Annotated in this window: 11 protein-coding genes; 8 read left to right on the top strand and 3 right to left on the bottom strand. The window is 70.9% G+C overall.

The features are described from left to right. The first annotated feature begins 261 nt into the window (after positions 1-261). Positions 262-2,196 (top strand): potassium channel family protein, encoded by a 1,935-nt coding sequence (locus ACZ6ZQ_RS35445; protein WP_469772648.1) that lies wholly within the window; start codon positions 262-264, stop codon positions 2,194-2,196. A 7-nt stretch (positions 2,197-2,203) separates the two neighbouring features. After that, a complete protein-coding gene (locus ACZ6ZQ_RS35450; protein ID WP_469772637.1) occupies positions 2,204-2,593 on the top strand; it encodes an ion channel in 390 nt (129 codons plus the stop codon). Between the two features lie 180 nt (positions 2,594-2,773). Here ACZ6ZQ_RS35450 and ACZ6ZQ_RS35455 read toward each other — a convergent pair whose 3' ends face one another. Further along, on the bottom strand, positions 2,774-4,096 hold the full coding sequence (locus tag ACZ6ZQ_RS35455; RefSeq protein ID WP_469772638.1) for a phytase: 1,323 nt from the start codon (positions 4,094-4,096) through the stop codon (positions 2,774-2,776). Between the two features lie 458 nt (positions 4,097-4,554). On the opposite strand from ACZ6ZQ_RS35455, the gene ACZ6ZQ_RS35460 reads away from it, so the two are divergent. Further along, on the top strand, positions 4,555-5,100 hold the full coding sequence (locus tag ACZ6ZQ_RS35460) for a DoxX family protein (RefSeq protein WP_469772639.1): 546 nt from the start codon (positions 4,555-4,557) through the stop codon (positions 5,098-5,100). A 106-nt stretch (positions 5,101-5,206) separates the two neighbouring features. Here the strand turns inward: ACZ6ZQ_RS35460 and ACZ6ZQ_RS35465 are convergent, their stop codons facing one another. Continuing rightward, entirely contained in the window at positions 5,207-5,668 is a 462-nt protein-coding gene (locus tag ACZ6ZQ_RS35465; protein WP_469772640.1) for a GNAT family N-acetyltransferase, read from the bottom strand. Between the two features lie 219 nt (positions 5,669-5,887). Here ACZ6ZQ_RS35465 and ACZ6ZQ_RS35470 point away from each other — a divergent pair, with 219 nt between their 5' ends. From ACZ6ZQ_RS35470 to ACZ6ZQ_RS35480, 3 genes are all read left to right on the top strand, one after another. Beyond that, entirely contained in the window at positions 5,888-8,032 is a 2,145-nt protein-coding gene (locus ACZ6ZQ_RS35470; protein ID WP_469772641.1) for an NPCBM/NEW2 domain-containing protein, read from the top strand. A 128-nt stretch (positions 8,033-8,160) separates the two neighbouring features. Continuing rightward, the gene (locus ACZ6ZQ_RS35475) at positions 8,161-8,625 is read left to right on the top strand and encodes an SRPBCC family protein (protein WP_469772642.1); all 465 of its coding nucleotides are present in this window, start codon (positions 8,161-8,163) and stop codon (positions 8,623-8,625) included. A gap of 91 nt (positions 8,626-8,716) precedes the next feature. After that, the gene (locus ACZ6ZQ_RS35480) at positions 8,717-9,664 is read left to right on the top strand and encodes a DUF5996 family protein (RefSeq protein WP_469772643.1); all 948 of its coding nucleotides are present in this window, start codon (positions 8,717-8,719) and stop codon (positions 9,662-9,664) included. Positions 9,665-9,688: 24 nt separating this feature from the next. Here the strand turns inward: ACZ6ZQ_RS35480 and ACZ6ZQ_RS35485 are convergent, their stop codons facing one another. After that, positions 9,689-10,048: a UBP-type zinc finger domain-containing protein gene (locus ACZ6ZQ_RS35485; protein ID WP_469772644.1), complete on the bottom strand. Its 360-nt coding sequence runs from the start codon at positions 10,046-10,048 to the stop codon at positions 9,689-9,691. Between the two features lie 491 nt (positions 10,049-10,539). Here ACZ6ZQ_RS35485 and ACZ6ZQ_RS35490 point away from each other — a divergent pair, with 491 nt between their 5' ends. Then, positions 10,540-11,028 carry a tetratricopeptide repeat protein gene (locus tag ACZ6ZQ_RS35490; RefSeq protein WP_469772645.1) on the top strand — a complete coding sequence of 163 codons (489 nt, stop codon included), beginning with the start codon at positions 10,540-10,542 and terminating at the stop codon, positions 11,026-11,028. Then, on the top strand, positions 11,025-12,299 hold the full coding sequence (locus ACZ6ZQ_RS35495) for a glycosyltransferase (protein ID WP_469772646.1): 1,275 nt from the start codon (positions 11,025-11,027) through the stop codon (positions 12,297-12,299). The genes ACZ6ZQ_RS35490 and ACZ6ZQ_RS35495 overlap by 4 nt, the downstream gene beginning before the upstream one ends. The last annotated feature ends 389 nt before the right edge of the window (positions 12,300-12,688 follow it).

The following is a 12,688-nucleotide window of genomic DNA, read 5'->3' on the forward strand; positions in this document are numbered from 1 at the left end:
CGGCACGGCGGCAAAGTCACTCGGCAGCACGACGGCTCGACGCCCCGGCGGCCCCCCGCAGCACGGCGGCCCGGTGGCTCCGCAACCCGGCGGCCCGACGACCCGGTCCGGCAGCCCGGCGGCTCGCTCGACCGTGAAGTACGTGTTCGTGCCCGGCAAATCGTCTCGGGAGCTACGCGCCCGGCCCCCCGGCAGGAGAGTCTTGGGGTTGTGTCCTCACAACTTCCTCAGCAGGTCCAACACGCCGTACCCGCCGGGCAGATGATCGTCTGCGGCGACGACGCACTGGCCACCCGCCTCGCCGCCGAACTGCACGACGTCTATGGGGAGCGGGTGACGCTCCTGGTCCCGCCCTCCCGCGCCTCCGCGAGCCGGCAGCCGGCCGCGGCGTCGAGCCGTATGCGCGCCTCGGCGCTCTTCGGGCGGGTGTCCGCCGCGATGAACCGGCCGGGCGGCGCGGACGATGTCGGCTCAAGCGGCGAATTCCTGCTCCCGGTCCAGGAGATGGAGGCCGCCGAGCCGACGGAGGAGGCGCTGCGGCAGGCAGGCGCGGAGCGAGCCGCGGCGCTCGCCCTCGTGTACGACGACGACGAGACGAACATCAGGGCCGCCCTGGCCGCCCGTCGGCTCAATCCTCAACTGCGGCTGGTGATCCGGCTCTACAACCGCAAGCTGGGCCAGCGCCTGGAGGAGCTGCTCGACCAGGCCGCGGTGGTCGCGATGCCCGGTCTCGACCGCGCCGAGCTGGAGGGCTCCACCACCGTGCTGTCCGACGCGGACACGGCAGCGCCCGCGCTGGCGGCCACCGCGGTGGCCGGCACGAGCAAGGTCGTCCAGGCCGGCGGGCTGCTGCTGCGTGCGGCGGAGCGTACATCGTCCGGGTCCGGCGAAGCCCCGGGCCCCGGTCCGTTCACGCTCGCCCTGTTGTCACCCAACGCCAACGGCCCCGCATCCACGGGAAGTCCGGACAGCGGCAACGTCCCGCAAGGGCCCCTGCTGCTGCCCGACGACGCGACGGTCGCCGCCTCCCCCGGCCGGGTGGCCATGGTCCTGGAGACCGTCGCGTACGCCGGACCCCAGGTGCCGCCCCGCCGTCTGGCCGGTCGCGGCGCCCCGCTCGGGGAGATCTTCTCGCGGCGGCTGCGCTGGGCACTCGCCGGTGTCGCCGCGGCCGTGGTCGCGCTGGCCGTCACCTCCTGGCTCACCACCGGCGACCATCCGCTGCACGCCGTCTACGTCACGCTCCTCGATCTGTTCGGGATCGGCGACCCTGCCGTGGGTGAGCCCACCGCCCGCCAGGTGCACCAGCTCCTCTCCGGACTGGTGGGCCTCGCGCTGCTGCCGTTCCTCGTGGCCGCCTCGCTGGAGGCGCTCGGCGCGTTCCGCACAGCGGGGGCGCTGCGCCGCCCGCCGCGCGGGCTGTCCGGGCATGTCGTGCTGCTCGGCCTCGGCAAGGTGGGCACCCGCGTGCTGGCCAGGCTCCGTGAGCTCGACATCCCGGTCGTGTGCGTGGAGGAGGACCCGGAGGCACGTGGCATCCCGCTCGCGCGCAGGCACCGTGTCCCGGTGGTCCTGGGCGATGTCACCCAGGAGGGCGTGCTGGAAGCCGCCAAGATCCACCGGGCACACGCGCTGCTGGCCCTGACCAGTGCCGACACCACGAACCTGGAGGCGGCGCTGTACGCCCGCACCGTCAAGCCGGATCTGCAGGTCGCCCTGCGGCTGTACGACGACGACTTCGCGACCGCCGTCTACCGCACCCTGCGGGCCGCCCACCCCGACGCGGTCACCCGCAGCCGCAGCGTCTCCACGCTCGCCGCGCCCGCGTTCGCCGGGGCGATGATGGGCCGTCAGATCCTCGGCGCCATCCCGGTCGAGCGCAAGGTGCTGCTGTTCGCCGCGCTCGACGTCGCGGGGCATCCGCAGTTCGAGGGCCGTACCGTCGCCGAGGCGTTCCGGCCCGGTGCATGGCGGGTGATCGCCCTGGACACGACGGATCCCGCCGGTCGCCGGGCGGATCTCGGCGCGGCCCGCCCGGACGACGGCGACGCGGCGGGCGCCGGGCTGCTGTGGGACCTCCACCCCGGTCATGTCCTGCGCCCGGAGGACCGTGTCGTCCTCGCCGCCACACGGCGCGGGCTGGCCGAACTCCTCGGGCGGCGCACCGGACCCGGCCCGGGCCCACGGACCGGCTGACCCTCGCATGGTCCTGGGGAGGCCGCTCGGTCCGAGCGGCAGCTTCAGTGACGGCTCCGGCGGCATCTGCGCCACCACCCTCGGCTTCGCCTCGCACACCCCCCGCTCCGTGTGGGGACGGCTCTGCGTCATCTGCGCGGTGGTGGCCGGCCTGCTCTTCGTCGCGCAGCTCACCGCGGTGCTCACGGCCGGCCTTACGGTGGAACGGATGGAGGAGGGCATCCGGTCGGTGGACGATCTGCGGGGGCGGCGGGTGGCGACGGTCGCCCACAGCACCGCCGCCGACGGGCTGGCACGGCGCGGGATCAAGGCGGCCCACTTCGAACCTTCGACGACGCCACGGCCGCGCTCGAAGAGGGACACTTCGACGCGGTCGTGCACGACGCCCCGATCCTGAGGTACGAGGTGGGCCGGCCCGGAGGCCTCTTCGAGCTGGTCGGCCCCACCTTCACGAACACGCCCTGGCAGGCGCTGCGTTCGGCACCTGCCAGGGCGTCGCCGTCGCGCGCGGCTCCCCTCGCGGAGGGCGGGAGGAGTCGCGCACGGGGACGGGGAGAGGTCTCGTCCCGGTGAGTGCTCAGTCGTCGATACGGTCCATGACGTCACCGAGGTCCACGAACTTGAAACCGGTGGCCTCGCGTTCGCCGTCGCCCGGGGTGTCGTGGCCGTCCTGGACGACGAGCAGACCGCGCGGGTACTTCGTGCCGAGGGGCGCGTTGAGTACGGCGGCGCCGTCGCACGCCTCGGAGCCGTCCAGGGCCGGCGAGGCGGCGGTGACGCGGAAGCCGCCCTCGTACTCGTTGCGGTCCTCCAGCTCACGGTCGTACAGGGCGAAGGTGTTGTCGCCCTGGCTGGAGGCCAGGACGTACCCGTCGCCGTCGGGCTCGGTCAGCAGCGTCAGTCCCTCGACGTCGGCCGCGAGGCGCGAGCCGCCGTAGCCCGGGTCGTCGCCCGCGACGCATTCCTCGGTCTGCTCGTCGTACACACCCGGGACGCCGTACTCGCGGACCTTGTCGACCAGCTTCGGGGTGCCGGTGAGGTCGGCACGCATACGCCAGATACCGACGTCCTCCTGGCCGGCGTAGAGCATGCCGTTGGCCGGGTCGACGACCATGCCCTCGACCTGGGGCTGCTCGCCGGGCTCGGCGCACGGCGTCCAGGAGGTGCCGTTCGGCAGCCGGAACGAGGACGGCAGGTCCAGCGTGCGGATCTTGCGGTACGTGACGGTGCCGTCGGCGCCGGCGCGGATTTCCAGCAGGGCGACGGCGGCGCGGTTGCGCCGGCTGACCAGGGCGTACGAGCGCCCGCTCGCCGGGTCGGTCCAGGTGGCCAGACCATAGGCCGTCTTCTGCTCGTTGATCTCGTCCTGGCCGGCGGAGAAGACCGGCGGGGCGGCGGGGTCGGTGATGTCGGTGAGCGGGCCGCCGGGCCGTCCGCGGTCGATGCGGTAGAACCGCAGCCGGTCGTGGCCACGGTCGGTGGTCACGGCGAGGTCGGCTCGCCCGGACGACAGCCGCAGGCCCTGGACCAGATCCACGTTGTTGAACCGGCCGGGGGCGTCGTCCGGCCCGGCCGCGGGAGGCGCCGGGATCGACTGGACCTGCCGGGCGTCGAGGTCGTAGACGCGCAGTCCGCCCTCCTTCGCCGTCGCGATCACCAGGCTGCGGCCCGGGTCCGCGGCGTTGCGCCAGATCGCGGGGTCGTCGGCGTTGGCGTTGCCGCCCGCCTCGTCGTCGTACAGCGTGGGTGCCTCCGCGCGGGCGGTGACGGCGGGCAGTGGAACGGGGGCAGGGGTGCGCGCCTCGGCGGATACGGCCGCGGCGGGTACCGCCGCGGCGAGCGCGGCGAGGACCGTGCCCAGGGCGACGGTGGTCGACCGGGCGGGGCTGGGCCTGCTCACGATGCACTCCTCGGTGTCGGGATCATGACGACTACCCGGTGAGCGTGGAAGCAGGAGGTGACGGCCCGGCGTCCGGCACGCGGTGCCTTCATGTGCACGTCATGAACTCGGCCTCTTCGGTGGTGGCATGTGCTGCCTGGACGTGCCCTGCCGGGGAGGGGCAGTATCAATGGTGAGGGGTCGGCCGTGAATCGGCGCTCTCCGCCCCGGGGCAGAGAGCGGTGACGGCACCGTTGGTGCCGTGCGCATCCGTTGATGGTGCGCGCATCTGATGCCGTGCGGCTCCGTTGGTGCCGTGCGCATCCGTTGATGGCGTGCACGTCCGTGGCCCGGTGAGGGCGCGGCGCATCAGCCTCGACAACAACTGTTCCACCAGTGCTCCACCTGACCGCCCCGGCGCCTCGGGCCGCCCGCACCGGCAGCCCGGCCGCGGCGTCGGCGCAGGAGGTGACTCCACGATGAATCCGTCCACGGAGCGTTCTCACCGCGCCACCACTCCTGGCGCGGGCCGCCTGTCGGGGCAGGTGAGCGCCGCCGACGCCGGCCTGCTCCTGCTGCGGCTGACGGTGGGAGTGATCATGGCGGGCCACGGCGCCCAGAAACTCTTCGGCTGGTTCGGAGGGCCGGGCCTGGACGCTACCGGGAAGGGGTTCGCCGACCTGGGCTACGACCCCGGCGTGGTCTTCGCCGGCCTCGCGGGAGCCTCCGAGTTCCTCGGCGGGCTGGGCCTGGCAGTCGGACTGCTCACTCCGCTCGCCGCGGCTGCCGTGATCGGAGTCATGATCAACGCCATGGTGCTCGCCTCCGACAGCGGCCTGTTCTCGGTCGGCGCCGCCTTCGAATTCCCGATGGCGCTCGCCGCCGTCGCACTCTCCATCGCCGCCCTGGGCCCGGGCCGCCTCTCGCTCGACCTGCGCTTCCCCTGGCGCGACGGCGGGTGGCGCCCGGCGGCCTTCGCACTGATCGTGGGCGGCGTCGCTGCCGGCATCGTCCTGCTGTTGTAGGGCGGCCCGGCACGCGCCAGGCACGCGCGGTTTCCCGGCTCCCCGGCGGCTCGCAAGCTCGCTCGGACCGCACCGCGCACCGGCCTGAGCACGGCCACCGAGTGACTCAGGCAAGCCTCAAGTCGATCCAGGGCACACTGTCGCCCGGCAGCAGGTACCTGTCGAATTCGACGAATCCATGCGCTTGCGCGAACCGGAGCCCGTCGACGTTGGATGCCCAGACCACCGTCTCGATGACGTCGGCGCCGAGCTTTCGAGCCTGTGTCAGCCCATGCGCATAGAGCTCGCCACCGAACCCCTGCCCGCGGTGGTCGGGGAGTACCCGGGCGATCACTGTGGCCGTCGTTGTCCCGTCGATGGGCGGACGCACCGTCATGCAGCCCACGAGCACGTCGTCGAGATAGGCGACGTCCAGCTGGTTGCGCTGAGAACGCTCACGCACGTCTTCGAGAGACAGGAAGTGAGTGGGGATGATCAGGTTGTGGACGTACTGCCAGTCTTGAAGCCCGGCATCGTCGTCCACCCGTTCGATCCGCTCGATGCGAAGGTTTGACACCGCTACAGACAAGCGTGCGCAGTGTGGCGCGTCAACCGCAATTGATTCCACGGCAATCGGCACCGAGCTGGGGCGTGCGCTGCGACGAAGCGACGAAGCGACGGCGACGACACGGGTGGACCACTTCGCGCCGGAAGGCTTGACGTGTCCCTGCCGTAGGCACTATCGGATGTGGTGAGTTTCGTTCGCCCCCGTTCGTTTGTGTTCCATTCAAGCCTTCTGGAGCCACACTTGCCTGCCGAACGTCACACCTTAAGACGGGGCCTCGCCGCCGTCGCGACCACGCTCGCGCTCCTCACCGGCGGCGGGGCCCTGGCCGCCACCGCCGCCGTCACCGCGCAGGTGGCGGCCGCGCCCCCTGCCGCGGCCGCCGACAACGGCCTCGCCCGCACCCCCCAGATGGGGTTCAACAATTGGAACTCCACGCACTGCCGTGCCGAGTTCAACGAAGCGATGATCAAGGGCATCGCGGACACCTTCGTCTCCCAGGGCCTCAAGGACGCCGGGTACACCTACGTCAACATCGACGACTGCTGGGCGCTGCCGGCCCGCGACGCGTCCGGGAACCTCGTCCCCGACCCCGTGCGCTTCCCGGCCGGAATCAAGGCCGTCGCCGACTACGTCCACTCCAAGGGGCTCAAGTTCGGGATCTACACGAGCGCCGGCACCAAGACCTGTGACGTGCAGGGCTTCCCCGGTGGCCTCGGGCACGAACAGCAGGACGCCGATCTGTTCGCGTCCTGGGGCGTGGACTACCTGAAGTACGACAACTGCAACAACGCGGGCGTGGATGCGCGGCAGCGCTACACGGCGATGGCGAACGCCCTGAAGGCCACCGGCCGGCCGATCCTCTTCAGCATCTGCGAGTGGGGCGAGAACGAGCCCTGGAAGTGGGCGCAGGACGTCGGCAACTCCTGGCGCACCACAGGGGACATCAGCGACTCCTGGTCCAGCATGATCGACATCGCGCACCGGAACCAGGCGCTGGCGCCCTACGCCCGCCCCGGCGCCTGGAACGACCCCGACATGCTGGAAGTCGGCAACGGCGGAATGACCGACACCGAGTACCGCACCCACTTCAGCCTCTGGGCGCAGATGGCGGCGCCCCTGCTCATCGGCAGCGACCTGCGCAACGCCTCCCCCGCCACCCTCGCGATCCTCAAGAACACCGACGTCATCGCCGTCGACCAGGACTCCCTGGGCAAGCAGGGCACGGTCGTCTCCAGCTCCGGCGGCCTCGTCGTCATGTCCAAGCCCCTTGCGGACGGCGGCCGTTCGGTGACCCTCACGAACGAGACGGCATCGACGCGGACCATCTCGACCACGATCGACGCGATCGGTCTGGGCGGCGCGTCCTCGTACGCACTCAAGGACCTCTGGACCAAGCAGACCGGCACCACGACGGGCCCGATCAGCGCCTCGGTGCCCGCCCACGGCACGGTGATGTACCGGGTGACGCCGGGCAGTCCCGTGACCCCGCCCAGCGGCCTGCACCAGCTCAGCGATCTGCCGTGGACCTCCGCGGTCAACGCATGGGGCCCGGTCGAACGCGACCGCAGCAACGGCGAACAGGGCGCAGGCGACGGCCGCGCCCTCACCATCGGCGGCACCACCTACGCCAAGGGCCTCGGCACGCACGCGCCGAGCGAGGTGACGTACCACCTGGGCGGCACCTGCCGGTCGCTGGCCGTCGACGTGGGCGTGGACGACGAGTCGACGGCGGGCGGCTCGGCCGTCTTCCGTATCTACCGCGACAGCGCGCTGGTCGCCGACAGCGGACCACGCACAGTGACCGATCCGCCCAAGCACCTCACGGCGGACCTCGGCGGAGGTACCCGACTGAGGCTCGTCGTCACGGACGGCGGCGACGGAATCGACTACGACCACGCGGACTGGGCCGACGCGAAGCTGGCCTGCGGCAACGGCCCGGCCGCCGGAACCCACGCGCTCAGCGATCTGTCGTGGGCCTCGGCGGCAGGCGGCTGGGGCCCGGTCGAACGCGACCGCAGCAACGGCGAACAGGGCGCAGGCGACGGCCGCGCCCTCACCATCGGCGGCACCACCTACGCCAAGGGCCTCGGCACGCACGCCCCGTCGACGATCACGTACTACCTCGGCGGCAGGTGCTCCGCCCTCACCGCGAGTGTGGGTGTGGACGACGAGGCGGGCGGCACGAACGGGTCCGTCGCTTTCCGGATCTACCGCGACGGCACCCTGGTCGCCGACAGCGGCCGCGTCACCGGCGCGGACGCGGCGAAGTCGCTCACCGCGGACCTGACCGGCGGGCTGGAGCTGAAGCTGGTCGTCACGGACGGCGGCGACGGAATCGACTACGATCACGCCGACTGGGCCGCACCCCGGCTCACCTGCGCCTGAGCACCGGTGCCGGGGGCCGCTCCGTGCGGCACCCGGCACCGGCCGCCCGTCGGTTCCGCCGTGCGGCTCCGCGCCGTGTGCCGCCCGCACGGGCTGCGCCCGGCGCCACGGGGAGGAATCCTGAAAGAGTGACGATCGACGAGACCGCGGAACGCCTCATCCCGCTCCCCGCCGACCGCGTTGCGGCCTATGCGATGGACTGGCGGCACGACCACGAGTGGACCCAGGGCATCCGCACTGCGGAGCTCACCCGCGAGGCGGACGGCGGCGGTGGTTTCGGGGTCGGCGCCGAGGTGACGCGTACCGCGTACTTCCTCGGCAAGCGCATCGACTACGTGCTCCGCGTGACCGCGTACGATCCGCCGCGGCTGCTGGACATGGTGTCCGTGGCCGGACCCATGCCGATGCACGTCACGTACACGTTCGCCCCGGATGTGCACGGCACGCTCGCCCGCATCCGCGTCCGGGGCGGCACCGGCGGCTACTACCGGCTGGCCGCGCCGCTCATGGCGCGGAAGGTCCGCTCCTCGATCACCAAGGACCTGCGTGATCTCGAGCTCAACCTCTCGGTCAGGGCCGCGGACGAGCAGTGAGGTCCCGGGCCCGACCAGATGCCGCACATGACCGGCGTGGTCATCATGGAATGGCCGGTCCGGCAGAGCGCCGGGCAGGAAGGGGCGCGCGATGGAGCTGTTCCCGCCGATGCCGCTCGCCGAGTGGCGGGACACCAAGGAAACGCTGCACCGCTTCGCGCAGGTCGTCGGCAAGATCCGCCTCGCCGCGAGTGCCCGGCGCAATCACTGGTGGAACGTCCCGTTCCATCTCACCGGGCGGGGCATCACCACCCGCCCCATGGGACAGATCGACGGCAATCCGATCTTCACGATGGACTTCGACTTCGTCGACCATCAACTGATCGTCGCGACGCTCGACGGCCGGGCGATCTCGTTCCCGCTCTTCGGCCAGTCCGTGGCGTCCTTCCACGACACCGTCCTGGACTCGCTGGCCGCGCTGGGCGTCCGGGTGAGCATCGACGTTCCGCGGCCGTTCGACCTGCCCGACGCCGCCCGCCCGTTCGCCGAGGACACCGAGCACGCGACCTACGACCCCGTACAGGCCAACCGCTACTGGCAGGTCCTGAGCCAGGTGGCGTCGGTACTGGAGGAATTCGCGACCCGCTTCTCGGGAAAGGCCAGCCCGGTCCACCACTTCTGGCACACGTTCGACATCGCGCACAGCCGGTTCTCGGGGCGTACCGCCGACCAGCCCCGGCAGATCGACCCGGTGACCCGGGAGGCGTACTCCCGGGAGGTGATCAGCTTCGGCTTCTGGTTCGGGGACGACACCTTCGCCGAGCCCGCCTTCTACTCCTACACCGCTCCCGAGCCCGCGGGTCTGGCCGGTGAGCCGCTGACCCCCGCGTCGGCGCGCTGGGCTGAGCGCGGCGGCAGCCACTTGGCCGTGCTGCCGTACGACGCGGCCCGCGCCGAGAGCGACCCCCGGGCTGCCGTACTGGCCTTCTACGAGAGCGCGTACCAGGCCGGAGCCGGGCGCGCAGGCTGGGACATCGCCGGGCTCGCCTGTCCCGGCGGGATCACCGACCCGCACCTGCCGGTCCCACCACCCGTCTGATGCGTCAGTGCGACTACTGATACGTCAGTGCAGCTGCGCCTGCCAGTCCGCGGGGAGCTTGTCCCGGGGGCCCGGGGTCGGCTGGGAGGCCGGATGCGAGGTGGGCCCCGGCAGCTGCGGGCCTTCGTAGTACTGCCCGGTGTCGATGTTCCAGAACCAGTCCTCGCCCGGCTCGAAACTGGTCAGGAACGGGTGTCCCGCTTCGCGCGCATGCTTCGTACCGTGCTGCGAGGGCGAGGAGTCACAGCACCCGATGTGCCCGCACGCGGCGCAGCGCCGCAAGTGGAACCACCACCCCGGTCCGTCGCCCGCCAGGCACTCCACGCAGCCGACCCCGCTGGGGGTCGCGGTGAGATCGATACCCGGGATCTGGTCATGTGCCATGTGACAGACCTCCACACAACAGTGTGGCCCGGGCTCGGCTGCCGCGCGATCGGGCAGGCCCTCAGGCCCGGCCCGTACCCCCCGCCGGAACGTCCTTCGCATGATCAAGCATGGTGCAGTCGCAGTTGATCACTCCGGGGCCGTACTTCAGATGAACTGCGCCTCCGATGCGTACGTTCGGGTGGTCTGTACGTCCTGAGTCCCTGTCGACCACCGACGTCATGACGGCCACCTCATAACTTGGTTGGCAATGCCGGTGGTTCGGACTCCGATCCCGTCGGTATCTCCCTCGGATCTCTCGTGTCAGCCACCTGACATCAGCCAGATCGCCCATCCCTTACCAACCCGTGAGATGTGACCAAGTGAAACGTAGGCGATTGTGGACAGGGCTCGCCGCAACGGCGGTGGTTGCCTCCGGGGCAGCCGTCTGGGCCGCTCTGTCCCAGCCCGTGGCCTCGGAAGCCGGGGCCGCGTCAGCGCCTCGAAAGGACTTGGCGGCGCAAACGCTCTTGCAGGTCGGCATTCAGCAGTCGAAGAATCGGGACACCGCCGGGGCGACCGACACCTTCAACCGCGTGCTGAGGCTGGATCCGAACAACAAGATCGCCTGGTACAACCTGGGCGTCATCGCGCACCAGGACCGCAGGACGGCCGATGCCCGTGCGGCCTATGAAAAGGCGCTGAAGATCGATCCCTCGTTCACGTCTGCCCTCTACAACGAAGCGGTGCTGCTCCAGTCGAGCGATCCCGACCGCGCCATCGAGCTTCTGCAGCGAGCTGTTGCCGTCAACCCGAAGGCCGCCACGGCCCATTTGCACCTCGGGCAGGTGCTCGCGAAGGAAGGCCGCGACGACAAAGCACAGGATGCATTCCGTCGTGCTGTTTCGGCCGACCCCTCACTGCACCGCCTCGTACCGGAACCGTTCCAGGATTCCGCAAGCCCCTCACCGACCCCGAGCCAGGCAGGTACCACCAGATGACGTCGAATGCGACACCGAGGTTCTCCGTCTTCACCCCCAGCCACCGGCCGCGCTTCCTCGATGAGTGCCTGACGACCCTGCAGGCGCAGACCTGTTCGGACTGGGAATGGGTCGTCCTGCTCAACAACGGCGCCAGATGGCGGCCGGAGCGGCCCGACGAGCGTGTCCGCGTGGAGATCGCAGACGACATCCACGGCGTCGGGGCAGCCAAACGCAGAGCCTGTGAACTGGCCCGCGGAGAAATCCTCGTGGAACTCGACCACGACGATCTGCTGGCGAAGGAGTGCCTGGCGGAACTCGCCGAGGCATTCGACGCCCGCCCCGAAGCCGTCTTCGTCTACAGCAACACCGCGCAGATCACCGAGGACGGGGGACGGGACGAGTCCCGCTTCAACAAGGCGCACGGCTGGCAGTACGAGGAGGTGACCGTCGATGGCCGCCGGCTGCTGGAAGCCATGTCCATGGCTCCGACGCCGCACAACGTCTCCTACATCTGGTACGCGCCCAACCACGTGCGGGCGTTCCGCAAGGACGTCTACGAGAAAGTCGGCGGGTACGACGCCACCCGCACGGTCCTGGACGACCAGGATCTGATGTGCCGCCTCTTCCAGGCCGGCGACTTCCACCACATCCCCCGCTGCCTGTACCTCCAGCGGATCCACAAGGCGAACACACAGCGGGATCCGGAGATCAACGCCCACATCCAGCGTGAGACGGTCGCCCTGTACGACAAGTACATCGAGGCCAACGCCCTCGCCTGGACCCATCGCCGTGGACTGCTCTCGCTGGACCTCGGCGCAGCCCACCGGAAGCCGCCCGGCTACCTGGGCGTGGACCAGTATCCGGGGGAGGGCGTCGACATCGTCGCGACACTGCCCGAGAAACTGGACCTGCCCGACAACTCAGTCGGCCTGATGCGGGCGGTGGACTTCCTGGAGCACGTGCCCGCGAAGGTGCCGCTCATCAACGAGCTGTACCGGCTGCTGGCTCCTGGGGGCATGCTCCTCACCATGACCCCCAGCGCCGACGGCCGCGGCGCGTACCAGGACCCGACGCACGTCGCCTTCTACAACGAGAACTCCTTCTGGTACTACACGGACAACCAGTACCGCGCGTTCGTGCCCGAGATCGAGGCCCGGTTCCAGAATTCACGTCTGGTCACCTACTTCCCGACCGACTGGCACTCCAAGAACAACATCTCGTACGTGGTGGCGAACCTCATCGCGATGAAGGAGGGCGCCGCCCGCTGCGGCGGACCGCTGCGGGTCTAGGGCGTGTTGCGAAAGTAGCGCCGTCCGCCCGGAGGGTGGGGCCCGCGGCGTCTGGTGCGTGCGATCGCAAGGCGGTGGGGGCACCTCCCAGCGGTAGCTGGGGGAGATCATCCTCGTACTGGACGTACTTGGATGAGTCCGACAACGCAGCGTGGGGGCACCTCCCGTGCCCGAAGAGCTACGGGGGAGGGCGTGCCAGGCGTCGTGGGCCAGGCGGGACTTTCGCAACACGCCCTAGTGCCGGGAGCGGCACTAGCTCGTACACGGCGCGGGGGGGGGGGGGGGGGGGGGGGGGGGGGGGGGGGGGGGGGGGGGGGGGGGGGGGGGGGGGGGGGGGGGGGGGGGGGGAGGGAGGGGGGGGGGGAAGTGCTCTTCGTGGCGGCCCGCGT

Source organism: Streptomyces sp. NPDC053673 (genome assembly GCF_055585225.1).

Excerpts from the sequence above, each read along its gene's own strand:
- ACZ6ZQ_RS35485 (WP_469772644.1), bottom strand. The coding sequence starts at position 10,048 with ATGGCACATGACCAGATCCCGGGTATCGATCTCACCGCGACCCCCAGC.
- ACZ6ZQ_RS35495 (WP_469772646.1), top strand. The coding sequence starts at position 11,025 with ATGACGTCGAATGCGACACCGAGGTTCTCCGTCTTCACCCCCAGCCAC.
- ACZ6ZQ_RS35480 (WP_469772643.1), top strand. The coding sequence starts at position 8,717 with ATGGAGCTGTTCCCGCCGATGCCGCTCGCCGAGTGGCGGGACACCAAG.
- ACZ6ZQ_RS35460 (WP_469772639.1), top strand. The coding sequence starts at position 4,555 with ATGAATCCGTCCACGGAGCGTTCTCACCGCGCCACCACTCCTGGCGCG.
- ACZ6ZQ_RS35445 (WP_469772648.1), top strand. The coding sequence starts at position 262 with ATGATCGTCTGCGGCGACGACGCACTGGCCACCCGCCTCGCCGCCGAA.
- ACZ6ZQ_RS35450 (WP_469772637.1), top strand. The coding sequence starts at position 2,204 with ATGGTCCTGGGGAGGCCGCTCGGTCCGAGCGGCAGCTTCAGTGACGGC.